The sequence below is a fragment of the Arachidicoccus sp. genome (genome assembly GCF_050436765.1).
Taxonomy (GTDB): domain Bacteria; phylum Bacteroidota; class Bacteroidia; order Chitinophagales; family Chitinophagaceae; genus Arachidicoccus.
On the sequence record NZ_JBNQGD010000199.1, the window covers coordinates 1 to 24,191 of the forward strand.

Genomic DNA, 24,191 nt, shown 5'->3' on the forward strand with positions numbered 1-24,191 from the left:
CCAATAATTCAATCATCAATTGGTAGCTATTGTAAGACTCTTCATCATCTTTATTAGGGCGCATCCAACTAGCAGGATGTACTTCATATACGGAGATGGGCGCATCTAAAGCGTTTAATTTTTTTCGCTTTTTCATCCAATTTTTATCTTGCCATTGAAAATCAAATGCGGTAGTAATGGAAGCCGTTTTAGGGCGTTTCTCCCAGTAGTTGGCATAGGGATCTCCTTTGTCGAAGCTTTCACCATTTGAGGAAATAATATTATATTTATATAATTCGCCGGCAGCAATATTTGGAATAAATCCCTCCCAAATTCCAGAGGAGTCTTGACGTGCGTTTAGTAAATGAGCAGTCGTATTCCACTGATTGAAATCACCTATTACTGAAACGCGTTTGGCACTTGGAGCCCAGACAGAAAAGTATGTGCCATTTTTACCGGAAACGGTAATATTTTTGTTGCCGAAAAGTTGATAGAGTTTGCAATGTGTACCATATTGATAAGAACGAATGTCTTCATCTGTAAACAAAGAATAATTCCAAACTGGTTTACTACTATCTACAAAATATTGTTCTTCATAAGGAATCCTTTTTGTCGGCGTCATATACTGGCATTTAATTGTAAGCAAGATACAATAAATGTAAGAGCTATATTTATTCTCCAGTATTCAAATTTTTAAATAAAAAATAAACACATACCTTTGCGCCCGTAAACTTCATTCCTCGGGGTGCTTTCTTGTAAGGAAGGCTGAGATTAGACCCGTATAACCTGAACAGGGTAATGCCTGCGAAGGGAAGGCTGCAAGGCATTATAAGAGCTTTGTAGAATTACTTCCTCCTGCATTCTTGTTCTTAATTTTTATTTAAAATTATGAAACAGTTTTTTTTGGTAACAACGTGGTTGCTGCTTACAATGAGTACACGCGCCCAACTGTCTTTAACCGGTACTGTGACAAATAAACAAAGTCAATATTTGACAGATGCAACCATCGTTTTAAAAAGTACTAACAGTAAAAAAACTTTACGCACAAAAACAGACGGCGACGGGCATTTCCTGTTTAATGACCTCCATAAAAACTCAAATTGGAGGATAAATATTTTTTATGCGGGTAAAACATCTTTTAACGCTACCGTTGCGTTAAAGGATGCAGACCAGAATATAAATGTTCAATTAGGCGAAAGTGTGGAATCTCTAGAACCACTTGAGGTGCGTGCTGTGCGTGCCGGTGATAAAACACCTTTCTCAAAAACGAATATTACGAAAGCAGATATTGAAAAAAATAATTTAGGAAGAGACCTGCCGTACATGTTAGACCAAACACCCAATGTGGTCATTAACTCTGATGCCGGAAATGGTGTGGGTTATACAGGCATACATATTCGCGGTTCAGATGGTACCAGAACAAATGTTACGCTTAATGGCATTCCGTATAATGATGCGGAAAGTTCCGGAAGTTACTTTGTTGATTTGCCCGATGTGGTTTCTTCGGTTGGATCGATTCAAATTCAAAGAGGGGTAGGAACGTCCTCAAATGGGGCAGGCGCTTTTGGTGCGACTATCAATCTAAGCACTAATGAGGTGCATGATAGCGCATATGGAGAAATAAATAACAGTTTTGGCTCTTTCAATACTTGGAAAAATACGGTGATGGCAGGAAGTGGCCTGATTGACGGGAAATTCACTGCAGATGTACGTTTGAGTAACATTACCAGTGACGGATATATTGATAGGGCTTCTAGTAAATTGCAATCTTTACTTTTTTCAACCGCATATATTGGCAGAAAAACAAGTGTGCGCTTTAATTTGATAGTGGGCAAAGAAAAAACCTATCAGGCATGGGACGGGGTGCCTGAAGATTCGATAAATGTGAATAGAACTTATAACGAATTAGGATACATTAGTAAAAGTGGTACATATTACAATAATGAAACCGACAATTATAATCAGAACCATTATCAACTATTTGTAACACACCAATTCAATCCTAAATTATCGTTAGCTATTGCTACTTTTTTAAGCACTGGAATCGGCTATTATGAAGAATACAAAAATGAGCAGGACTACGCAAATTATGGAATCGCCTATCCAGTCCCATTTGCAAGCGATACCATCCTTTCTACAGATTTGATTCGTCAGCAGTTTTTGGATAACAAATTTTATGGACAAACTTTTTCACTTCAATATAAAAGCAAAAAAAATGAATTGACATTAGGTGGAAGCTGGACAAACTACGATGGATGGCATTATGGAAAAGTTATTTGGGCCGAAAATGGAGGGATTGATAAAGATGCTATTTATTACGATCTGCCTGCCTACAAATATGATAAAAACGTTTATCTAAAATGGCTTCATAGTTTTAATGAGAATTGGAATCTTTTTGCGGACATGCAATACAGAAATGTTTGGCATCACATGTATGGATTCCAAGATAATCCCAATTTGACGGTGAAACGTAATTTTAATTTCTTAAATCCTAAAATAGGAATTTCGTATTTAAAAAATGGCTACAATGCTTATCTAAGCTATGCTTTAGCAAATAAAGAACCTAATAGAGACGATTTCGAAGCCGGTTTGACTAATCAACCAAAAGCTGAACGGTTGAATGATTTTGAATTGGGAGTTAATAAGAAAGCTAGGAAATATAATTGGGGAATCAACCTGTATTATATGTCGTATAAGAATCAATTAGTACTAACTGGACAATTGAATGACGTTGGAAGTGCCACGCGCACTAATGCGCCCAATAGTTACAGAGCGGGTATTGAATTGCAAGGAGGTTATGTATTCTCAAATTGGCTGAATGTTATAGCCAATTTATCCTTTAGTAAGAATAAAATTAAAGACTATACGGCTTATTTTAATGCCTACGATGCTGATTGGAATGAACTGCCGCAACAATCTGCTAGTTATCACAATTCAGATATAGCTTTTTCGCCTAAACTAGTAGGAGCAGGGAGCTTAAATATTTTGCCTTGTAAGAATGTTCAGATTAGTTTAATAAGTAAATATGTGGGCGATCAATATTTAGACAATACGCAGAATGCCACACGTTTGCTGAAAGGCTATTACAATCAAGATGCGCGTGTCATTCTTACACTAAGAAATAAGATCTTTAAAGAATGGAATATTATTGGACAAGTATATAATGTATTTAATCATTTATACGACACTAATGGCGCTACTTATCCTGAATACGATAATGGTGTACTTAAAAATTACAATTATTTCTTTCCAATGGCGGGAACAAACTTTATGGTGGGCATAAATATTAAATTGTAAAATACTGAGTTATCACAGTAAAAAAGCCAGTGTACTTCTTGGGGAGTTTAACTGGCTTTTTTACCAAACAGCCGGCTCCTGTTGGCTCAAGCAATGAAAACTTCCCAGACCCCAAATAATTTCTGTAGAATCTATTCCTACAACTTCTCGCGTAGGAAATGCCTGCTGAATAATTTGGAGTGCCTCGTCGTCTTGTGCGCAACGGTAAGTTGGAACAATTACCTGTTTATTGGCAATATAAAAATTGGCATAAGAAGCTGGTAAACGTTGTCCATCCCAAACTACAGCAGTCGGCATGGGTAATTCCACAATGTTTAACTGTTTCCCATTGAGCAAACGCATGGTGCGTAGCTGTTTTAAATTATGCTGCAACAATTCATAATTCTCATCTGATTTATTTTTTTCGACCACTGTCAATACCGTATCTTCATTTACAAAGCGAATTGTATCATCGATATGACCATCGGTATCATCGCCGACTATGCCATCGGCTACCCACAAAACCTGTTCAGCTCCATAATAATTACACAGATATTCTTCAATCTGTTGCTGACTCAATTGTGGATTCCTATTAGGATTCAATAAGCAAGAAGAGGAAGTCAGAATCGTTCCTTTTCCGTTAAATTCTACGGAACCGCCCTCCATTATAATGCCTGGATTAAAAACAGGGATGTTCAAGGCCTTCCCAATCAATGTCGGAATCACGTCGTCCAAATCATAAGGAGGATATTTGTTGCCCCAGGCATTGTAATTCCAATCAACAATTATTTTTTTTATCTCTGCATTTGGATTGATAAGAAATGCAGGCCCATGATCTCTACACCAAGCATCATTCGTGGGATGTATAAAAAAATCAATTTTGGATAAGTCTGCATCCGCTTTTTCCAAATGCTCAATGGCAGCGACTCTCATTCGTTCATCATTTAAATTGATGCGCACGCGTTCGTTCAATGCCAATTGTTTGACAAACTGGCTATAATACGGATAAACTGCATTCAGTTTTTCAGGCCAAGATGCATCTTTATGCGGCCAGCTTAACCAAGTAGCCTCATGCTGCTCAAATTCGGCGGGAAAATAATAGCCAAAGTTTTTGGGAAGAAAGCCAGACGAAGGAAGATCGGTCTCGGGATTAGGCATGCGTGAATCTTTATTCATTATTTAATTATTTGTTAGGAGCAGTTCGTGGAATTTAGTTGAACAATACAACAAGCCTCCAGCTATCCGTCTTCATATTTCCTGACTTTTGATCTTTCGAAATTCCTTATTCGTTCTCAATAAACCTTTTTTCAATAGGAGCGTAACTGTCAATTCGTCTATCGCGCAAAAACGGCCAGTGGGTTCGATAATGGTCCGTTTTAGCAAGATCTAACTCTATAACCGCTGTGTCTTCCTTATCATGTGATGCCTTGTATAGCAATGCACCAAAAGGGTTTGCGACAAAAGAGCCGCCCCAAAATCTCATACGGCCGTCTTGTTCAAAACCTACACGATTTACACTTACAACATGCAATCCGTTTGCCACAGCGTGACTGCGCTGTATAGTTTGCCAGCCCTCGTATTGTTCTTTGTTAGTTGCATCATCTTGGGAAGTAGCCCAACCGATTGCTGTCGGATAGAATAATATTTCCGCACCCATCAAAGCCGTAATACGTGCCGCTTCTGGATACCATTGATCCCAACAAATCAAAACACCAATTTTGGCAAATTTCGTATCAAAAACTTTGTACCCTAAATCCCCTGGTGTGAAATAAAATTTCTCATAAAAAGCTGGGTCGTCAGGAATGTGCATTTTGCGATATTTGCCCAAATATTTTCCATCTGCATCCAAAACGGCAGTCGTATTATGATAAAGTCCTTGCGCTCTTTTTTCAAAAAGCGAGGCTATAATCACAATACCCAGCTCTTTAGCTATCCCACTAAGGGCATCGGTTGAAGGGCCAGGAATGGCTTCCGCCAGCTGGAAATTTTCGTAATCCTCTACATCGCAAAAATATAAAGAAGTAAAAAGCTCCTGTAAGCAAACAATCTGAGCGCCTTTTGCAGCCGCTTCTTTCACTTTGTCAATGGCCTTTTGTAGGTTTTCTGCTTTATCTGCCGTGCAAGACATTTGCACCAAACCAACTTTTACTTTTACCATAACTTCTAAAAATTTAGTGCTGCAAAACTAAGAAAAATTTGCTGTTCTGTGGTGTCAAATTACCAGACCAAATTTTCTGTGTGGTATTTCGTCAACGGTGATTACTTTTGAAAATCCTTTGAAATTGATCTATATATTTTTCTCTTTAAGGAAAGCTTTTGACCTAAGGAAAATAATTCGGACTGGATACGCGGCAGGTCTTAACGCGGGGGCGGGTTTTCTAAAAATCAATGTTAGTATTCAACCGAAAATATATATTAAATGTTAGTAAAGGCTTAATTTTTTAGTCTAGTTCTTCCCGGACGCTTCTTTGGCTCAAACAAAAGAATTATATTTGAAAATGGAATAAATGTCTGCGTAAGAATCATAATATATTAATATAGATGTATCAATTTATAGGTTATGTCAGATCTCGTTGCGTAGGCATATTGGAGTGGTTGATACAGGCAGATCTAAATAAGGATTTATATAGAGATGCCGGTGTTATGATTTTTTTATCAAAATAGAAGCCAATTTGAATCAAGTACTCTTGCTAATTTAACACCAGGAGAAGGGTTTTGTGGACGAAAGGATATTTTTGTGATTATTCTGGTTCTAAAATGAAAATACAATACTTCTATGTAGTGAGGAGGAAGGACGTAAAACAAATATAAGAGCATATGCAAGGAGCCGCTTGGTATTGTAACCCGTTGGCCGCGATATTTCTCTGATGCTGATGCAAGTTATTTGATTACTAAATTTTAAAATAATTCTATGTCTTTTGAAATTGATTTTTTAAAAAGTGTTATTGAAAGGTTTGAATCCTATAAAGCTTTGGGTGATAAGACATTCACACAATTAACTGAAGAAGATTTTTTTGCTCGTTCTTCCGAAACTCTGAACAGCATTGCCATGATTATAAATCATATGAATGGCAATCTGTTGAGCAGATGGACAAACTTTTTAACGGAAGATGGTGAAAAGCCGTGGCGCAAGCGCGATGCAGAATTTGAAGACTTTAAATGCAGTAAAGAAGAACTTATAAAATTATGGGAGGATGGTTGGGCCTGCATGTTTGATACACTTCGTAATTTAAAAGCCGAAGATGTAGAAAAAACAATTTACATCCGTACAGAACCATTAAAAGTGTATGATGCTATTATTCGTCAATTAATGCATTATAGCTATCATGTAGGGCAGATTGTTTTATATGGAAAAATATTAAAAGGTGATAATTGGCGAACCCTATCAATTCCAAAGAACAAAAGCAACGAATTTAATTCAGCGATGGGAGTAAAATAAATCTAATTTTAAAATAAAGAATATGTTACACAAGACATTCGGTTTGATCTTTTCCGCATTTACCTTGTCAATGGTAATGGTTAATTGTACAAGTAGTCCTGCCAAGGACAAAGGAAATAATAAGTCATCTACGGATAGTTCGGTGGAAACTAAGACGCCAAACTCCGATTATAAACCAGCATTTGCAGGGCAAACGCGGGTTCCTGCGGTGGTTACAAAGACGCCTATATCTATTACCTTACTCGATAGTTCCTTGCAACATCCTTGGGGTATTTGTCAATTGCCCGACGGACGTTTTTTGATTTCTCAAAAGATGGGCAATATGCGTATTGAAACGACAGATGGCAGATTAGATAAAATCGTTGAGGGTTTTCCAAAAGTAAATGCCGATGGACAAGGTGGATTGTTAGATGTAAATATTGATCCTGATTTTGTAAAAAATAGAATGATTTATTGGGATTATTCCGAACCGATTACGGATAGCACGAAACTCCTAGCCATCGCAAAAGGTACATTATCTAAGGATGAAACAAAGATAGAAAACCCAACAGTCATTTATCGTGCGATGCCGGCTTATAAAGGAAATCTGCAATATGGATCCCGTATATTATTTGACAAGCAAGGTAATTTACTGGTTAGTACGGGCGAACGTTCGGGCAAAGAAATACGGGTGCAGGCGCAATGGTTAAATTCTTCTTTGGGTAAGATTATACATATAACAAAAGACGGCAAAGCTGTTCCTGATGGCCCCTTTGCCAATACAGCTAACGCTCGCCCGGAAATATATGCGTATGGTTTTCGTAGCCCCGAAGGTATGGCCTGGAATCCCCAAACAGGTGATTTATGGGAAGTTGAATTTGGCCCGCGTGGTGGTGATGAAGTGAATATTATAAAGCCGGGGAAAAATTATGGATGGCCTATCATTACCTATGGCATTGAATATAGCGGAGAAAAAGTAGGGGATGGAATTCAGCAAAAACAAGGGATGGAACAGCCGATTTATTATTGGGATCCAAGTGTGTCTCCCTCAGGGATTGCTTTTTACAATAGTGACAGTATTGCGGAATGGAAAGGAGATTTATTTTTGGGCTGTTTAAGTGGCTCACATATCGATCGCTTGGTTATAAAAGATAATAAAGTAGTTGGGGAAGAATGGTTGATGCAAAATATGGGTCAGCGTTTCCGCGCTTTGATTCAAGGCAAGGATGGCGCATTGTACGCGGTTACCGATGAAGGACATTTATATAAGATTGCAAAAAAGTAAAAGCAGTAATATGATTTATTAATATTTAATAATGACTTGAAAATAGGATTATTCTAATAATAGAGTCTTGAAGACTCTTATCTCATAAATGTCGCAAGTTGCCATCAAAGGTTTGTCCTGTTTTTAGGCTGTTCCGATTATATTATTTTCATGCAATGAAGTTCCTTGCTGGTTTTGCAGATGTCTATTTTAAGGACGAGGACGAAAAGGAAGTCTGGATTGAAATTATCGAACAACTATTACATGATGACAAAATAATAAACGTAATAAAGCGTTTGGATATGATTGCCATATCAGGTCAGCTTAAATTTGAATTGTCTTACCGCGTTTTGCATGTAAAATTGAAAATTATCCAACATTTTGCTGAACCAACTTGAGGAAAGAGTCATTTATCTTCAAAAAATGACAGATACTTATGATGATAAAATGATCACTAACTAAAAAATTTGTATGTCGCTTACATTAAGCATTTTATTGGGGCTTGTTTCGCTAATATGTTTTCTTGGAGGAACAAATATTCTGCTTAAGGGAGCAACGCGTTTTTTACCTAAAGAAACGCCGCCGCAGTTCATTTTGGACAATTTGGTCCGGTTTCTAAGTGGTATTTATATAGGTTCGGGATTCCTTTTTGTTTACGCCGCATTTAACGTAGGGATGTCGGGAAACATTATTTATTTACTAGGACTTGCCGTGATATTTTCAGGCCTAGGACGTTTGTATTCGACGTCTAAACTAGGGTCAGCCGGTAAGTACTTTGACTATATTATGGTTGTCGAAATTTTGCTTGGATTATCCATTATTGTGTTGGAATGGCAGCTAAGATAAACGGATAAACGCGTATTGGTAAATAGGAAACGTCTGCGCCCGTTTGCTGCTGTTTAAAAAAAGCGTTTGAAGTAGCTACAACAAAACTAAAATATACGAGGGTAGAATAAACTTTAATAAGGACGGGTAGCTGTCTTGCATAATAATATTTAATAGGCCGCAAATGTAAAAATATTATGCCCTTTCCACAAGTTTTTGCGTTGATCCGGAAATCGTCTGTTAAAATTTACGGGGAGGCAAATTTTACAGAGGATGTATCAAATTATGTATCAAATGGAAAAAGCAGCTATGAAATTATTTCATAACTGCTTGATTATCTGTGGGAGTTGACGGGCTCGAACCGCCGACCCTCTGCTTGTAAGGCAGATGCTCTAAACCAACTGAGCTAAACTCCCTTCGTAATTGGAGTGCAAATATAGAGCGATATTTTTTTCTTCCAAATTTTTTTACAATATTTTTTTTATTTCTTTTTTATAGAGCAATTTATATAGCAATTTTGACACCCTTGCAACATTTTGTCGTCATCATTTTTGGGAAAAACTTTTATTACATTAATTATCTTTTATCTTTATCACAAATAAAAATATATCTGCATGAACGATCAGTTTTATATTCTTGAAATACTTTTAGCAGCTGTCTTTGTTTTTATCTTATACTTTATGATAAAAAATATTGTAAAGAAAGTGATTAAAAAAGAAGTCAAAGAAATCAAAGCTCCTCTTGAAGTATTAGCTAACTATTTGGTGCAGCAATCTCAGGAAAACAATAACAAGCATCAAAATAATGACGAAATAAAACCAATAGACGAGCCCAAAAACATTTCTCAAGAGTTTTTGGATTTGAAAAACAACAATAAAAGCAGTACGTACAAACTAAGACTGCAACAACTCTTAGAAGATTACCAAAATGAAAAAATAGACAAAGACCAATATAATCAAGCCCTCAAAGAATTGAAAAAGGCATTTGACATCCCCCAAGAATTATAAGAATAATCTTCCGATATTGATAATGCAATAACATTATTATTTCCTTACCAATAAGTTTTAGTAATTTTACGCCCAATTTTATAAAAATATATTTCTATATGAGTGAAAAAGTACATTGTTTAATTATAGGTTCGGGTCCTGCGGGTTATACAGCAGCTATTTATGCCGCAAGAGCAAATATGAAACCTGTGTTGTATCAAGGTATCCAACCCGGAGGACAGTTAACAATTACAACCGAGGTAGAGAATTATCCTGGTTATCCACAGGGCATTCAAGGGCCCGAAATGATGATTGATTTTGAGAAACAAGCTAAGAGAATGGGTACAGATATTCGATATGGATTGGCTACAAAGGTTGATTTCTCTGGCCCCGTTCATAAAGTGCAGATTGATGAAAATGAATGGATTGAGGCTGATACAGTAATAATTTCTACTGGTGCTTCAGCTAAATGGTTAAACTTAGAAAGCGAACAACGTTTGAATGGTTATGGTGTAAGCGCATGTGCTGTTTGCGACGGTTTCTTTTTTAAGGGAAAAGAGGTAGCCATTGTAGGGGCAGGGGATACAGCGTGCGAAGAAGCAGTGTATCTTTCTAAATTGGCAACTACAGTACATATGATAGTGCGAAAAGATGAAGAAAATATGCGTGCCAGCAAAGTAATGCAGGAGCGAGTAAAAAATACGGCCAACATAAAAATCTACTGGAATGTCGAAACCGACGAAGTTTTGGGTGAGAAAAAAGTGGAGGCAGTGCGTATAAAAAATATAAAATCTGGGGAAAAACGAGAGATCCCAGTAAGTGCTTTTTTTGTGGCTATTGGGCACAAACCTAATAGTGACATTTTTGCAGATTGGCTGAAATTAGACGACGCGGGATATATACTTACTGCCCCAGGCACTTCTAAAACAAATATCGATGGTGTATTTGCGGCCGGAGATGTACAAGATAAAATATACCGTCAAGCGGTGACGGCGGCGGGAAGTGGCTGCATGGCTGCTTTAGATGCAGAAAGATATTTAACGGAAAAAGGAATTGCATAGAAAACAATGAAGGTCATTGATTAATTATTAATGAGGATTCCTTTTGTGTGGAATATCATTCCAAAAAATACTGTAGTGTGGATGTTTAAAAATGAACCGTGAAACATCCACATTCTTAATAAAACAGGCTCTCCAAATTATCGATCTTCAATTTATAAACAATGCTAAAAATAGAATTACACAATCTATGGTTTCACGCGCACCATGGTTTGTATGAAGAAGAGAAAGTATTAGGAGGTAATTTTAATATTGATATCACACTGCTTTATTTACCCGATGGAATTCCTACAATGATTTCTGACACAATTGATTATTCAGCAGTCTATGCATTGGTGAAAAAGCGAATGGCACAGCCTGAACCTTTATTGGAAACCTTGGTCATGAATATCTGCAATGAAATCTTGGATAAATTTCCTTTAGCTGAGGAAATAAATGTATCTATCAAAAAAACGAGCCCACCGATCATCGGATTTACGGGTAATGTGAGTGTTTCCTACATAACTAAAAGAAAGTCAGCCTCCTGACATACTAGTCGCTAGTCCTTATATATCTTGTACATTGCCACTCCTTTTCAATACACCCCAATGTTGTAATTCGCCGCGCAAGACTTTCCTAAGGCTCTTAAACAGCACCACATACATTATCCAACGATAGCAAAAACGTTGCGGGATTATCCAAAATAACTTTTTTAATTTCTCTTTCTCAAAAACAAAAGCAGCTAAAGCTACACTCATATCTACCAACATAAACAGCAAATAATATTTACCGATCTTTTCCGCATTCCCCGAAAATATGCCTACAATCATCAATACATCCGCCAGTGGAGAGAAAATAGGAATAAGAAACTGATATAATAAAATATTGGGTAAAGCTATCCATCCAAGTGAGCCATATTCGCTATTAAACATAGTGTCTCGATGCTTCCAGAAAGTTTGCATAACGCCAAAAGTCCAGCGAGTGCGTTGTTTTACAAATTGCTCAATTTTTTCTGGAGCTTCTGTTAGCGCAATGGCATTGTTTTCATTTTTAATAATATATCCTGCGCGCAAAATACGTATCGTTAAATCACAGTCTTCCGCCATTGTATCGGAGGTAAAACCTCCTGCATCAACAATAGCTTCTTTCTTAAAGGCGCCAATAGCACCAGGAACCACTGTGATAGCATTTATATCGGCAAAAGCCATTCTATCAAAGTTTTGACTGGTTACATATTCAATCTCCTGCCATTTAGTGAGTAGGTTTACAGTGTTTCCCACTTTCACATTCCCGGCTACCGCACCCACAGATTCTTTATTTTCTCCAAAGAAATGTTGCAGTAGAATTGCAATGGCCTTAGGCTCTAGTTTAGTATCAGCATCTATACAAACGATATAATCAGCATTTGTATTTGATATGCCATAGTTAAGTGCAGAAGCTTTTCCTCCATTGGTCTTGGTAAGTATTTTTATTCTTTCGTTTTGCGAAAAGGCTTCCATTATTTTAGCATACGTCGCATCAGTACTTCCGTCATCAATAAAGACAATATTAAAATTTGGATACACCTGCTTTAATAAATTAGCCACTGAGGACACCGCGTTTACTTCTTCATTATAAGCTGGAACAATGATAGATACCAGGGGTGCATTTTCTTTTGTAAAAACAAAATTTTCTTGCTTAGATAATTTATTTTTACGCCTTTCGCGCATAGCAAGCGCAATCATGAATGCCAATCTTATAATGCCTAAAAATATAAATAGAATAAATAATGCTGCCAAAAAATGGCTGATCCAATAAGTGCCTTTTGCCAAGGCCAGGTTGACGCGCATCATATAATAACCGTTCCCGGGAGGGACTGCTGGCATCAACTGATCTTTACGCTTATGCATAATATTTGCCAAAGTGGTAAACGTGTAACCTCGTTTTTGAAAATATTCTATTATTAAAGGAAGTGCTTTTACTGTTTCTTTTCTTGTATCGCCACCTGCATCGTGTAATAAGATAATATTTCCTCGCTGCTCCTGGACACCTTTAATTACCCTTGCCAAAATAGTATCAGCGGTTACACCCGGTTCCCAATCTTCTGGGTCAATACTTTCACCAATGTCCAAAAAATTTAGCTGTCGGGCTAAAACGATAGGAATGATTTCTTCTTGTGTAACAGGCTCACTATCGGCATTATAAGGCGCGCGAAACAAAATAGTACTATGCCCGGTAATACATTCTATTAGCAATCGTGTCAGTTTTATTTCCATAATAGCCCTATCGCGGCTAACATCGGCAATATTGGGATGTGTAAAAGTGTGATCACCTATGATATGCCCTTCTCTGTAAACCCTTTCTACAAGTGGTAAGTTTTTCTCTGCTTCTAAACCAACCATGAAAAAAGCCGCAGGCACATGAAAATGAGAAAGAATATCTAATATCTGGGGTGTAAATTCCGCTGAGGGGCCATCATCAAAAGTAAGCACCAATTGATTTAAGGGTGCGGATCCATATTTCTGAATAACGTAGGAGCTGGGTAATGTATCATAACTCTCCGCTGAAATAAGCATGTCGGAGCTGTCCAGTTGCGTAGAGATATGTCCGTTTTTAGGTGTACGTAATACGTCTAAGACCTCACCGTCACCAATATAATCTACAATAGAAGTATCTTTAATAAAACCTAGTTTTCTAAAATTGAAATGCGCGATTGAATCACTGCGCATATCCTTGTTGTAGAAAGTCCAGATACGATCGTCTTCACTTCCCAGGCGCCAAATGGCGGTACCCGCTAATCCATATTCAGTAGCAAAGCGCATGGTATTAAATACCGTTACAGCATCCGTAAAAAATACCTGATGTACCGTGTTGGTATCATCCACAAAACTATAATGCAAATTATAAGTATCGTCGTTAAATTCAATTTTTGCTCCACTACCGGATGCAAGCTCCAATGCATGCTGATAGGTAAGACTAGGATCCTGCAACGAATCTGTCGGCCATTGATAACCAAAGGCACCCAGTCCTAAAATAATTTGACTCGAAGGCACATTCTCAGACATCTTATCTACTGCCGCTTCTATCCATTTTTGTGAACTAATTGGACCCGGATTTCCATCTGAAGAAGATTCATCATAGGCCATTAAAACCAAATAATCGCAATATTTTGAGAGCTCTTTGGTGTTATAATCATCATTAAATGGTTCAATATCTTCGGATAATAAAAGACCGTTCGCATGAAAAATGGTGGCCATTTCTTTTATAAAAGAAACCAATAGCTCATTATTATCTAAATTGAGCGACTCAAAATCCACATTCACACCGGCAAAATGGTTTTCTAAGCAGAGCTTAATCAATTTATTTATTAAAAATTTTCTTTTTGCCGGACTTTTTAAGATACGCTTAGCTGCTTCAGGATGAAAGTTTCGATTAAAATTATTACTCAGCATCGGCATTATGGTTACTCCGTGAGCACGCATTAGCTGAAAGGCATTTCTACTCTGTTGATCTAAATTAAATAGGACTGTATCTGCTTTGGGATCTATAAAAAACCATTCTGGCATTATCAAATTCAGATGACTTATATTTTTTCTTAAGGAAAGAAAAGATTGTGGGTCCCAGGCAACAAAAAAAGCAGAACGGATACCACAAGGGAATTTATTCCACGTAGCTTGAGAATTTTTGACATTTATTCCTAAAAATAATTGACTTACAAAGTTCGGTTGTAGAACGGAATCCCTGATAATATTGGAGTCAAGATTATTTCTCAGTTGCGTTTTTCGCTTGTTGGAAATAATATTAAAATGAGGCCTTTTTTCTTTAAAAAATTTTCTAAAACCTTTATATTGTTTTGATAATTTGGTTTCCTGATAAAAAGGTTTGTCTGCAGAGATAACGGTACGATAATCTTGTTTGATGGGGATAACTGGATCCTTTTCAAAAAGGAGCATGGTAGCCAAAACCGCAAATAGCAATGCAACAATTGCAATTATTACACGGCTACTCCATTTAAAGCGTTGCCAGCGTGTGGGGTTGTTTGTTTGAAAAACCTGTTTCCTAGAAGGATCCTGCATATTTTATTTAAAATAAATGTCCTTATTGGACAGCACAAAATTAGTCTAGGTTTTTGTAAAGAATCAATAAAACAGAGATATTATTTTTTTTTAATGAAAGTTCCCATAATAAAAGAAGCCCAGCAATATGCCGGGCTTCTTTTATTTAGTATGAACCGCCAAACAGCTGAAGATTGTCTGGCTTCGTACTTCACTGCAACTCGCTTATCGATCCATACATAAGGACCTTACAGTTACTCCATACGTATACTCGCAAGTCACTTACGAGGTCTTTAAGTCTTATACTGACAAAACAAAAATATGCAGTTTCTTTTAAATGTCGGCTAAATAATAATGTGCCTTACATCCCACCCACGCCAAAGCGATGAATGGGTTTTACGGCACATTATGTAAATAATTATCTACCAAATTCTGATTCTGTCTTTTTCATCGCGATACATTTTGTCACCGGGTTGTACATTAAATGCTTTATAGAATGGATCAAAATTCATCAAGGGTCCTAAAACGCGCCATTTGTCTGGCGAATGTGGGTCTAAATTAATATGTTCACGTACGAGCGCATCTTTAAGTTTCATTCTCCAAATTTGAGCAAGAGACAAAAAGAAACGTTGATCGGGTGTGAAGCCGTCAATCTTTGTGGTATCCTGGCCTTGTTTGGTCATTTTGAATGCATCATAAGCGATGGAAACGCCCCCAAAATCAGCCATATTTTCACCAGTAGTCAACTGGCCGTTTACGTGCAGGCTATCCCAGACCGTAAAGCCATCATATAGCTTTTGAATTTGTTTTACTTTTTCGTCAAACTTGACTTTGTCTTGCGCCGTCCACCAGTCGTGTATATTTCCATCTTTATCATATTGCGAACCTTGATCATCAAAACCATGAGTCATTTCATGACCTATCACCATTCCGATGGCTCCGTAGTTAACGGCATCATCGGCATCTTTATCAAAGAATGGATATTGTAATATACCTGCCGGGAAATTAATCGTGTTGGTTGTAGGATCATAATAGGCATTGATTGTAGGCGGTGTCATTGCCCACAAAGTTTTATCTACAGGTTTGCCTAATTGAGACATTTGAAAATCATAATCGTTTTGGTTGGCAGAAACAATATTGTCAAAGAATTTTGTCTTATCAATATTTACTTTACTGTAATCGCGCCATTTAGTTGGATAACCAATTTTGCGAATAATTGCTTTTAGCTTTGCCTCAGCAATTACTTTGGTAGAGTCACTCATCCAGTCTAAATGCTGAATGCGGTTGCTAAATGCTTTGGTTAAATTACTTACCAATTCGTCCATCCTCTGTTTTGCTTCAGGTGGAAAATATTTTTTTACATATAACTGCCCTAATAATTCGCCTAAATGTCTATCTGTAGCGCTAGCCATTAATTCAGTACGTGGTTTCTGAACTGTTTGCCCGGTTAATACTTTAGAGTAATCAAACGCTGCATCTCTAAAAGGTTTGCTTAAAATGCCCGCGTAACTGCCTAAAACGTTTGCTTTTAAATAAATTTTCCAGTCATTTATTGAAACAGATTTCAATAAACTATTTAACTTTTCGTAATAAGCAGGTTGCTCCATATCAATGGAATCTACCTTTGCTCCTAAATTGTTCAACAAACTGCTCCAACCAATATTGGGTTCTTTAGCGGCTAAAGACGCTACTGCCACCTTATTATAGTTTCCCTTTACGTCACGCAGTTGTACCCGTGTTTTATGTGATCCGGCGATCTCTCTTTCTATTCCGTAAACCAAGTTACTATTTTTTGTAGCAGTGGTCAGGTCACTTCCGGTAAGTGTGAACAATGCAGTGAGATAGTTCTTATAGGCATTTTGAATGGCCACAGTTGCACTATCTGTTTTAAAATAATAATCTCTATCCGGTAAACCTATACCAGTTTGATAGAAAGAGGCGATATTGATAGCACTGTGTTTTTGATCGGGACCAACGCCAAAAGAAATAATAGAACCATCGTTATTTTTTTGTTCATCAGCAACAAATTTCATCATCGATGGGACATCAGTAATGGCATCAACTTTTGCGAGAATTGGTTTTACGGGTTCATAACCCAATTTGTCAATGGTGGTTGTATCTATGCCGGACGCATAGAAGTCTCCAACTTTTTGTTCAAGGCTGCCTTTTGTAGCATCATTTTTTTCCGCATTCTCTAAAAGCGTTTGTAAATTTTTACGTGTGTCGTCAGCTAGTTTATAGAAGCCACCAACCCCAGATTTATCGCCGGGAATTTTTACAGTGTCTAACCATTTACCATTAACAAATTGGTAAAAATTATCACCCGGTTTTACCGAACTATCAATATATTTCGTTTCAATAAATTGCCGCTTGGTTGCCGCATTTTCATTACTGCATGCTGCCATGCCACATATTACTGATGTAGCCATCACAGTGAAAGTTAGCTTATTCATATTGTCTTTTTTGTGAAAATAATAAACAAGGTAAGTATATTTTTTTTCTATGTAAATAAAAAATGATGAATGGTAAAGAATAATCATTTGTCGGCGTCAGGTGAACAAGAGGCGAGCGAAGTCATCTGATTATTTATACAGGAAGTCCACAATCGTCGTTTCCCTATCTTATAATAAGGAAGGACCAGTACAAAAAAATAACACCCTTTACTTAACCAAAAAATCCCATTCCGGATGCTTCTTCAGGTAAGCTATCACATAAGGACAAAATGGGATTATCGAAAATTTATTTTCTTTCATAAACATAAATACTTTTTCGACTAAGGCCGCCGCAACACCCATCCCTTCCAGTGTTTCTGGTACTTCTGTATGAATAAGAACGTAAGCATTTTCTTTTTTTCTATATTCTAAAAACGCCATTTCATTTTCTACATCTAATTCAAACCTTTGGTCATCAATGTTATTTTTTAGCACTAATTGTTGATAAGATTCTTTCATGAGTATTAAAAATTTAGCGTACCGAAAACACCGTTTTTATAATCTTCCATCGCTTGCGAAATTTCTTCCTGTGAATTCATTACAAAATTATCTTTGGCTGCTACAGGCTCTAAGATTGGTTCGGCGCAAAGAAACAAAATTTGCGCATCTTCTTCGGCAGATAAAATTATCTCATCGTTTTCTTTTTCAAAGATTAATAAATTATGTGCTTCAATCGTTTCGCAATTAATCAATATTTTCCCTTTAATGATGTACAACAACGCCCAATAATTAGGTATAGCATTGAGTTGTATACGTGCACCCTTCGCCACTTCACCAATAAGAGAGATAATTGGCGTAATACTTTTTAAGGGGCCCTCGAAGCCATAATACCTGCCGCTTGCAAGCCGCAGTTCTACACCATTCTGCTGTACTGCTTTGGGCAGTGTCTCTTTTTTTGCAGATTGATAGGAGGGAGCATCCCACTTATTTTTGGCAGGCACATTTACCCAAAGCTGGAGCAACTCTTGGGTACCGCCTTTTTCCAGTAACGCTGGCGAGGGTCCTTCGCTATGCAACAAACCTTTCCCCGCAAACATCCATTGTACGTCGCCGGCATTGATTGTCTCTTCATGACCGGCATTATCTTTATGGTAGCCGGATCCCTGCAGTTGAAATGTAACCGGTGCAAAGCCACGATGTGGATGCGGATGTATTCTTAATTGCTGACCGGCTTCTATTATATCCGGCCCTAAATGGTGTAAGACGATAAAAGGATTGGCAAATCTAAAATCCTTATGTGGCAATGGCTGCAGGACTTTTTCTTCAGGCGTTATATGTTTTTCGCGTCCATCGAGTATATAAGTTATCTTCTTTTTCATGGAATGGGTGGTAAATTATAAACGGTAAATAAAAAATAAATAGAAAAATAAGCAATAAAGCGCAGATACACAATTACGCAATTGGTATCCGCACTTCATTGTTTTAATCCAAATAGCCAAATTTGCCATTCTGAAAATCGTTGATTGCTTCCAATATTTCTTGTTGCGTATTCATTACAAATGGGCCGTAGCTTGCAATAGGTTCATCTATCGGCTCACCGCTCATTACCAGTAATACGGTATTTTCCAGGGCCTTTATAGAAATTCCTTCTCCGTCATTCTTAAATAAAACGAAACTATGCTCCTTCACTTTTTCTTCATTTATGACAGCACTTCCATTGATTACTAAAATAGCTGTGTTGAAAGTTTCAGGCAATGAAAATGCAGTTTGACCGCCTTCTTTCAATTTTATGTCAAATAGATTTACCGGGGTAAAAGTTTTTGCAGCACCTTTTGTTCCATTAAAATCACCGGCTATAACATTTACTATACCTGCATTATCCGGCAAATCCACCGTTGCAATCTCTTCTTTTGTAATACCTTGATAGTGTGCTGAAACTGATTTGTCTTTCTTCGGTAAATTTACCCAAAGTTGCACCATTTCAAAAGGGCCACCTTTTTTAGAAAAATTTTCTTCATGAAATTCTTTGTGCAACACACCCGCACCGGCTGTCATCCATTGCACATCTCCTGGATTGATTACGCCGCTATTGCCTGCACTATCCTGATGTGCTACGCTACCTTTGTACGCAATGGTCACTGTTTCAAAGCCTTTATGAGGATGAACATCTACACCGCGCACGTGATCGGAAGGTCCGAAATCGTAAGCAGCATTAAAATCAAGCATTAAAAAGGGGCTAATCCTTCGTTGCACAATATTGGCTCCAGGTATAAAATTAAATACACGAAACCCGTCGCCTACCATTCCGGGTCTTTCGGGGCGGGCTATTATTCTTTCAATCGATTTTTTCATATTAACTTCTTTTTTATGTTTCTTAATTCATTGATATATTATATACGATGTTTTTAAATGCATCATCCTTAATGGAAAACCTATTAGATTTCTGCAATTTTTGCCTATTCAGCCTTACAGCTATTTCCTTCTCAATCGACTCTACATTTTCGTGTTTCAAAAAAAGGATATCCTCATGCAATATATTACCAATCTTACGTAGTTTATTTTCGTCAATTACCGCCACATCTTTTGTAATAATGATTAAATCAAATCTCTGTTGATGCATGCATTCAATTGCTTTTTCGGCATCTAATAGCACTACAATTTCCCATCTCTTTTGCAAACGAAGTGCATTGAAGATCTCTTTCGCAGCTTTTTCTTCTTTTCCAAAAATCATAATTTGCGTTTGCATTGTATTTCCATTTTTATTACGCAAAATTACAAAGCACATAACCCATAAAAAATAATGTAGATTAAGCGTATCCGGCACCTATTTAGATGCTTTGCTTTTTAATCTTGCGTACCAGCTAAAAATGATATTTTTTGTTAAAATAGCCTTGAGCAAACCGGCGTTCTCGGAGAATTACAAAAAAGCAGCTTAAGCAATAAGTCACCATACAATTGTTTTTAAACAATAGCTTTAACGTTTTCTGCTATGGAAAATCAATCATTTTCGGATGAAGCCCTAATTCTAAACGACTAAACCGGAAGTATAGTTAATTATCTTAAAAGAATTCTACAAGTTTATCAAAAAATGCATGGTATCTACGCCATCGGCGTAATCATATAAAGATGGTTGTTGGCTACTGCCGAATGGAATATTTGTCGATGAAATGATGCATTGTACATCTTCATTAGCTTTTAGTGAACCAACCAATTCTTCTTTATTTGTATAGAAAGAATAATTTACTTGGCTGATAGGCGAGAATAGAGAATCGTTTTCTAAGAGAAGTAGGGAGTTGCTGCTCATATAAAATTTATTACTCAACAGCAAGATGGCCAACTGATAATCGTAGTTATGTTTGTATTTATGAAAATCTAAATAATATTCGTATTGCTTCAAAACATTAATCATTGGAACAAAATCGTAATTTTCAGGAACAAATATTTTCGTTACGTTTCGGCATCCCAAACCAAAATATTGCATCAAATCTTTACACAATAATTCCAATTCCTCCTTTGATTCATCACCGTTGATAATAGCTGCAGAAGTACGATTGCGGCGAATAATGCTTGGGTATTTCTGAAAATAAAATTCAAAATATCGGCTTGAATTATTACTACCTGTTGCTATATAGGCATCACAACCCTTTAAATGAAGAGCAAAAGAAACATAAGCGGCAGCTTCGTCATTCCATTCGATTAATTTATCTACCAAGAAAGGTAATAATAGCTCATCCTTGGAAGACAATTTTATAGTCTGCCGATGACCGGAAACAAACACGCATAAAAAATCATGAAAACCTACCATAGGAATATTTCCCGCCATTACTATTCCTATATTCTGAGGTGTGTTTTGTTGAGCAGGCAGTCTATAGTTCTCTGCCCAATTGGTTAACGAATCCTTTTGCAAAAACCCGGAGGCAATCGACTCGCAAGCCAAATCTATAAACTCCGGCGCAAACCAGGCATTCATAGTAAAAGCCTTTTGTTTAATTGCTTTCCACTCATCGTTGTTTTCCAACAAATAATTGCCTAATTTTGCCAACAGATTTATCCTTTGCTCCAAATTCATGGTGATGTAATTTTGCGCAAAATTATTCTAAAAAAGTAAAAGTTATACAATAAAGATATGGCAATTAAAATAACAGACGAGTGCATTAACTGTGGTGCTTGTGAACCAGAATGCCCCAATAACGCCATCTACGAAGGTGGTGTAGACTGGGCGATGAAAGATGGAACTTCTCTCAGTGGCGATTATACGTTGATGAATGGTGATGTGGTCGATGCCGACAAACGTTTTGAACCCATCAGTAACGATGTATATTATATCGTTCCCGATAAATGTACCGAGTGTCAAGGGTTTCATGAAGAACCTCAATGTGCGGCTGTATGCCCTGTAGATTGCTGTGTTCCTGACGAAATGTACAAAGAAACCATAGAGGAACTATTACAGAAAAAGGAGAAATTACACTTGTAGTCTACCGTTTTTTTAAAAAAGGAACCGGGAGATTCTTCCGGTTTTTTTATTTAGCAGTCGACTCATTATATATTTAGATGCTGTAACTGCAATAACTCGGATGTTTAACTCATTGATTTTCATTCTATTTTTGAAATTTCTTTGTTTTGGATAAGGTATTTTTTTGTAATGGAGTGTTTACTTAGAATAACCAAGGCGAAATGGCGTTATGACCATATGGTAAATGATCTTCCATGACTCTTTTTTACCTTTATTAGCTATTATTCCCTTTCCTTTGGCCAAGCAGTATTAAAGCTGTAGCCGATAGAAGTAACCTCCTACCGCGGGCGGTCAAGAGGCTACCCTTTCTTCTTATTTAAGGACCAAATATTCGTTTTACTAAGAATTTTAATTTATTTGTCTACCTACTAATAGGTTTGTATATTTGCAGTAAGCTTACGCAAATGACTACAAGAGAACAAATAATACAATCGGCAGATAAACTTATAAGAGAAAAGGGATACAATGCGTTTAGTTTTTCTGATATTTCTAATGTCGTTGGAATAAAGAAAGCTTCTATTCACTATCATTTTCCTCAAAAATCAGATTTAGGAACGGCTGTAATTAATGAACATATCCTTGGCCTTAAGAATACTATTAACAAGTATAAAGGCAAAAGCCCTGTCGAGAAATTTGAAAAATTTATTTCTGTTTATTCGGAAGCAAAAACTGAAAATAAAATCTGCATAGTGGGTTCGGTTGCATCCGACCTCAATACCATTGAAGAAAATATGAAAAGCAAGATTAAAGAGTTTACCAACTTGGTGTTAGATTGGGTAACTTTCTTTTTAGAAGAAGGAAGAGAAAGGAATGTTTTCTATTTTGGAGGGGAAGGCCGCGATAAGGCGTTAATGATTATTACCAATATGCTTGCAATCGTTCAGTTATCCAGAGTCACAGGCGAAAAGGATTTTAAGATTGTGACAAGTAAAATCAAAGAAGATTTGCTGAAAAAATAACCTAAGAACCTCTTAGAATTGTCAGCATCCTTTACTGGCAACGATGCGAAATATGGAATGCTGACAAAAGCAAACCGACGGTCAAAGGACTTACGAATTTAAATTAGTAAAAAATAGATGAAAAGAGTTGTAATTACAGGGCTTGGCGCGATCACGCCTTTAGGAAATAATGTAAAAAGCTTTTGGCAGTCACTTATTACCGGGACGAGTGGAGCAAATCTTATTACCAAATTTGATACCGAAAACTTCAAAACAAAATTTGCTTGTGAAGTAAATGATTTTAATCCTTTAGCGACCATCGACAAGACAGAGCTGAGGAAATATGATTTATACACTCAGTATGCGTTGGCTTCCGTTCACGAAGCAGTAGCAAATGCTGAAATCAATTTTGAGAAGTTAAATAAAGACAGGATTGGAGTAATATGGGCATCTGGCGACGGCGGTGTTTCAACATTTGAAGAACAATTAAAAGAATATTATACTGGTAATGGAATACCACGTTTCAGCCCGTATTTTATTCCGAAAAGAATTATCAACATCGCTTCTGGTATTATTTCTATTAAATATGGTTTGCGAGGTGTAAACTTTACTACCGTTGCGGCCTGTTCTGGGAGCAATACTTCTATTATTGATGCATTTAATTATATCCGTTGGGGAAAAGCAGATATGATGATTACAGGCGGATCTGAAGCATCGATCACACCAAGTTCTATTGGAGGATTTAATGCTGCGAAAGCAATGTCCACCAACAATGATAATTATAAGCACGCGTCCAAACCCTTTGATATTGATAGAGACGGCTTTGTTTTGGGGGAAGGGGCGGGAGCTATTATCTTAGAAAATTACGAACACGCAATTAAACGTAATGCGCCAATCATTGCGGAAATTGTAGGCGGAGGATTGGCCGCCGATGCCTATCATATCACAGGAACCCATCCCGAAGGTGCAGGCGCAATATTGGGAATGTCGTTGGCACTAGAAGAAGCAGAAATTACAGCAAATGAAATTGACTATATTAATTTGCACGCAACCTCTACACCTACAGGAGATTTAAGTGAGCTGTTAGCCCTAGATGCTGTTTTTGGTGTAAGAGAAACCCTTTCGATCAGTGCTACCAAATCTATGACCGGACATCTGTTGGGAGCTGCCGGGGCAATTGAAGCGATTGCTTGTATCAAAGCCATAGAAGAGGGGATTGTTCCCCCGACAATAAATACCAGAAATGTCGAACCGGAATTTGCAGATAAATTCGATTTTACTTTAGGCGCATCAAAATCTAAAACCATCAACTATGCATTGAGCAATACATTTGGCTTTGGTGGCCATATTGGTTGTTCAATTTTCAAGAAGTTTTCAAATTAATTTATAAAGGTGAAGTGCAAGCACCAAAAAAATCATTTTTTGGATCGTAAGGAGCTATTTTTTTAGATAGCTACATCGTTGGCATAAATTCAAATTCTTGATTTGT

At 37.1% G+C, this 24,191-nt stretch carries 20 protein-coding genes, 1 tRNA gene, 1 pseudogene and 1 riboswitch; of the genes and pseudogenes, 11 read left to right on the forward strand and 11 right to left on the reverse strand.

Annotation, left to right across the window (positions count from 1 at the left end):
• Nucleotides 1-601 (reverse strand): annotated as a pseudogene (locus tag ACQR30_RS08520) (1,4-alpha-glucan branching protein GlgB); the annotation flags it as partial.
• 109 nt (nt 602-710) lie between these two features.
• Nucleotides 711-809: riboswitch (TPP riboswitch) on the forward strand.
• Nucleotides 810-867: 58 nt separating this feature from the next.
• Between ACQR30_RS08520 and ACQR30_RS08525 the strand changes: the two are divergent.
• Nucleotides 868-3,276 carry a TonB-dependent receptor gene (locus tag ACQR30_RS08525; RefSeq protein ID WP_429734024.1) on the forward strand — a complete coding sequence of 803 codons (2,409 nt, stop codon included), beginning with the start codon at nt 868-870 and terminating at the stop codon, nt 3,274-3,276.
• Between the two features lie 60 nt (nt 3,277-3,336).
• Here ACQR30_RS08525 and ACQR30_RS08530 read toward each other — a convergent pair whose 3' ends face one another.
• Both ACQR30_RS08530 and ACQR30_RS08535 read right to left on the reverse strand, forming a co-directional pair.
• Nucleotides 3,337-4,431: an agmatine deiminase family protein gene (locus ACQR30_RS08530; protein WP_429734026.1), complete on the reverse strand. Its 1,095-nt coding sequence runs from the start codon at nt 4,429-4,431 to the stop codon at nt 3,337-3,339.
• A gap of 106 nt (nt 4,432-4,537) precedes the next feature.
• Complete coding sequence (locus ACQR30_RS08535) at nt 4,538-5,413, reverse strand: carbon-nitrogen hydrolase (RefSeq protein ID WP_429734028.1); 876 nt, start codon at nt 5,411-5,413, stop codon at nt 4,538-4,540.
• Between the two features lie 753 nt (nt 5,414-6,166).
• Between ACQR30_RS08535 and ACQR30_RS08540 the strand changes: the two genes are divergently transcribed.
• From ACQR30_RS08540 to ACQR30_RS08555, 4 genes are all read left to right on the forward strand, one after another.
• On the forward strand, nt 6,167-6,694 hold the full coding sequence (locus ACQR30_RS08540; RefSeq protein ID WP_429734030.1) for a DUF1572 family protein: 528 nt from the start codon (nt 6,167-6,169) through the stop codon (nt 6,692-6,694).
• Between the two features lie 22 nt (nt 6,695-6,716).
• A complete protein-coding gene (locus ACQR30_RS08545) occupies nt 6,717-7,958 on the forward strand; it encodes a PQQ-dependent sugar dehydrogenase (protein WP_429734032.1) in 1,242 nt (413 codons plus the stop codon).
• Between the two features lie 155 nt (nt 7,959-8,113).
• Nucleotides 8,114-8,335, forward strand: a complete 222-nt coding sequence (locus ACQR30_RS08550; RefSeq protein WP_429734034.1) for a hypothetical protein — start codon at nt 8,114-8,116, stop codon at nt 8,333-8,335.
• A gap of 73 nt (nt 8,336-8,408) precedes the next feature.
• On the forward strand, nt 8,409-8,783 hold the full coding sequence (locus ACQR30_RS08555) for a DUF4345 domain-containing protein (RefSeq protein ID WP_429734036.1): 375 nt from the start codon (nt 8,409-8,411) through the stop codon (nt 8,781-8,783).
• A 320-nt stretch (nt 8,784-9,103) separates the two neighbouring features.
• Here the strand turns inward: ACQR30_RS08555 and ACQR30_RS08560 are convergent.
• Nucleotides 9,104-9,178 (reverse strand) — tRNA-Val (locus tag ACQR30_RS08560).
• Between the two features lie 264 nt (nt 9,179-9,442).
• On the opposite strand from ACQR30_RS08560, the gene ACQR30_RS08565 reads away from it, so the two are divergent.
• The 3 genes from ACQR30_RS08565 (at nt 9,443) to ACQR30_RS08575 (ending at nt 11,333) form a co-directional block, all read left to right on the forward strand.
• Complete coding sequence (locus tag ACQR30_RS08565) at nt 9,443-9,769, forward strand: hypothetical protein (protein ID WP_429734038.1); 327 nt, start codon at nt 9,443-9,445, stop codon at nt 9,767-9,769.
• A 98-nt stretch (nt 9,770-9,867) separates the two neighbouring features.
• Nucleotides 9,868-10,809: a thioredoxin-disulfide reductase gene (trxB, locus tag ACQR30_RS08570; protein WP_429734040.1), complete on the forward strand. Its 942-nt coding sequence runs from the start codon at nt 9,868-9,870 to the stop codon at nt 10,807-10,809.
• Between the two features lie 161 nt (nt 10,810-10,970).
• A complete protein-coding gene (locus ACQR30_RS08575; RefSeq protein WP_429734042.1) occupies nt 10,971-11,333 on the forward strand; it encodes a dihydroneopterin aldolase in 363 nt (120 codons plus the stop codon).
• Nucleotides 11,334-11,351: 18 nt separating this feature from the next.
• Here the strand turns inward: ACQR30_RS08575 and ACQR30_RS08580 are convergent, their stop codons facing one another.
• From ACQR30_RS08580 to ACQR30_RS08610, 7 genes are all read right to left on the reverse strand, one after another.
• Nucleotides 11,352-14,840 carry a glycosyltransferase gene (locus ACQR30_RS08580; RefSeq protein WP_429734044.1) on the reverse strand — a complete coding sequence of 1,163 codons (3,489 nt, stop codon included), beginning with the start codon at nt 14,838-14,840 and terminating at the stop codon, nt 11,352-11,354.
• Between the two features lie 401 nt (nt 14,841-15,241).
• A complete protein-coding gene (locus ACQR30_RS08585; RefSeq protein ID WP_429734046.1) occupies nt 15,242-17,272 on the reverse strand; it encodes a M13 family metallopeptidase in 2,031 nt (676 codons plus the stop codon).
• A 207-nt stretch (nt 17,273-17,479) separates the two neighbouring features.
• Nucleotides 17,480-17,770 (reverse strand): GNAT family N-acetyltransferase, encoded by a 291-nt coding sequence (locus tag ACQR30_RS08590; RefSeq protein ID WP_429734048.1) that lies wholly within the window; start codon nt 17,768-17,770, stop codon nt 17,480-17,482.
• Between the two features lie 5 nt (nt 17,771-17,775).
• On the reverse strand, nt 17,776-18,630 hold the full coding sequence (locus tag ACQR30_RS08595; protein WP_429734050.1) for a pirin family protein: 855 nt from the start codon (nt 18,628-18,630) through the stop codon (nt 17,776-17,778).
• Between the two features lie 103 nt (nt 18,631-18,733).
• Nucleotides 18,734-19,603, reverse strand: a complete 870-nt coding sequence (locus ACQR30_RS08600) for a pirin family protein (protein WP_429734052.1) — start codon at nt 19,601-19,603, stop codon at nt 18,734-18,736.
• A 22-nt stretch (nt 19,604-19,625) separates the two neighbouring features.
• A complete protein-coding gene (locus ACQR30_RS08605; RefSeq protein ID WP_429734054.1) occupies nt 19,626-19,997 on the reverse strand; it encodes a hypothetical protein in 372 nt (123 codons plus the stop codon).
• Between the two features lie 324 nt (nt 19,998-20,321).
• Nucleotides 20,322-21,320, reverse strand: coding sequence for an acyl-CoA reductase (locus tag ACQR30_RS08610; RefSeq protein WP_429734056.1), 999 nt, complete (start codon nt 21,318-21,320; stop codon nt 20,322-20,324).
• Between the two features lie 57 nt (nt 21,321-21,377).
• Here ACQR30_RS08610 and ACQR30_RS08615 point away from each other — a divergent pair, with 57 nt between their 5' ends.
• The 3 genes from ACQR30_RS08615 (at nt 21,378) to fabF (ending at nt 24,085) form a co-directional block, all read left to right on the forward strand.
• Complete coding sequence (locus ACQR30_RS08615; RefSeq protein ID WP_429734058.1) at nt 21,378-21,725, forward strand: 4Fe-4S dicluster domain-containing protein; 348 nt, start codon at nt 21,378-21,380, stop codon at nt 21,723-21,725.
• A gap of 443 nt (nt 21,726-22,168) precedes the next feature.
• A complete protein-coding gene (locus ACQR30_RS08620; protein WP_429734060.1) occupies nt 22,169-22,723 on the forward strand; it encodes a TetR/AcrR family transcriptional regulator in 555 nt (184 codons plus the stop codon).
• Nucleotides 22,724-22,840: 117 nt separating this feature from the next.
• Nucleotides 22,841-24,085, forward strand: coding sequence for a beta-ketoacyl-ACP synthase II (gene fabF / locus ACQR30_RS08625; RefSeq protein ID WP_429734062.1), 1,245 nt, complete (start codon nt 22,841-22,843; stop codon nt 24,083-24,085).
• The last annotated feature ends 106 nt before the right edge of the window (nt 24,086-24,191 follow it).

Excerpts from the sequence above, each read along its gene's own strand:
- ACQR30_RS08555 (WP_429734036.1), top strand. The coding sequence starts at position 8,409 with ATGTCGCTTACATTAAGCATTTTATTGGGGCTTGTTTCGCTAATATGT.
- ACQR30_RS08620 (WP_429734060.1), top strand. The coding sequence starts at position 22,169 with ATGACTACAAGAGAACAAATAATACAATCGGCAGATAAACTTATAAGA.
- ACQR30_RS08545 (WP_429734032.1), top strand. The coding sequence starts at position 6,717 with ATGTTACACAAGACATTCGGTTTGATCTTTTCCGCATTTACCTTGTCA.
- ACQR30_RS08615 (WP_429734058.1), top strand. The coding sequence starts at position 21,378 with ATGGCAATTAAAATAACAGACGAGTGCATTAACTGTGGTGCTTGTGAA.
- ACQR30_RS08590 (WP_429734048.1), bottom strand. The coding sequence starts at position 17,770 with ATGAAAGAATCTTATCAACAATTAGTGCTAAAAAATAACATTGATGAC.
- ACQR30_RS08585 (WP_429734046.1), bottom strand. The coding sequence starts at position 17,272 with ATGAATAAGCTAACTTTCACTGTGATGGCTACATCAGTAATATGTGGC.
- ACQR30_RS08595 (WP_429734050.1), bottom strand. The coding sequence starts at position 18,630 with ATGAAAAAGAAGATAACTTATATACTCGATGGACGCGAAAAACATATA.
- ACQR30_RS08535 (WP_429734028.1), bottom strand. The coding sequence starts at position 5,413 with ATGGTAAAAGTAAAAGTTGGTTTGGTGCAAATGTCTTGCACGGCAGAT.
- ACQR30_RS08605 (WP_429734054.1), bottom strand. The coding sequence starts at position 19,997 with ATGCAAACGCAAATTATGATTTTTGGAAAAGAAGAAAAAGCTGCGAAA.
- ACQR30_RS08525 (WP_429734024.1), top strand. The coding sequence starts at position 868 with ATGAAACAGTTTTTTTTGGTAACAACGTGGTTGCTGCTTACAATGAGT.
- ACQR30_RS08550 (WP_429734034.1), top strand. The coding sequence starts at position 8,114 with ATGAAGTTCCTTGCTGGTTTTGCAGATGTCTATTTTAAGGACGAGGAC.
- ACQR30_RS08580 (WP_429734044.1), bottom strand. The coding sequence starts at position 14,840 with ATGCAGGATCCTTCTAGGAAACAGGTTTTTCAAACAAACAACCCCACA.
- ACQR30_RS08540 (WP_429734030.1), top strand. The coding sequence starts at position 6,167 with ATGTCTTTTGAAATTGATTTTTTAAAAAGTGTTATTGAAAGGTTTGAA.
- fabF (WP_429734062.1), top strand. The coding sequence starts at position 22,841 with ATGAAAAGAGTTGTAATTACAGGGCTTGGCGCGATCACGCCTTTAGGA.
- ACQR30_RS08610 (WP_429734056.1), bottom strand. The coding sequence starts at position 21,320 with ATGAATTTGGAGCAAAGGATAAATCTGTTGGCAAAATTAGGCAATTAT.
- ACQR30_RS08530 (WP_429734026.1), bottom strand. The coding sequence starts at position 4,431 with ATGAATAAAGATTCACGCATGCCTAATCCCGAGACCGATCTTCCTTCG.
- ACQR30_RS08600 (WP_429734052.1), bottom strand. The coding sequence starts at position 19,603 with ATGAAAAAATCGATTGAAAGAATAATAGCCCGCCCCGAAAGACCCGGA.
- ACQR30_RS08565 (WP_429734038.1), top strand. The coding sequence starts at position 9,443 with ATGATAAAAAATATTGTAAAGAAAGTGATTAAAAAAGAAGTCAAAGAA.
- trxB (WP_429734040.1), top strand. The coding sequence starts at position 9,868 with ATGAGTGAAAAAGTACATTGTTTAATTATAGGTTCGGGTCCTGCGGGT.
- ACQR30_RS08575 (WP_429734042.1), top strand. The coding sequence starts at position 10,971 with ATGCTAAAAATAGAATTACACAATCTATGGTTTCACGCGCACCATGGT.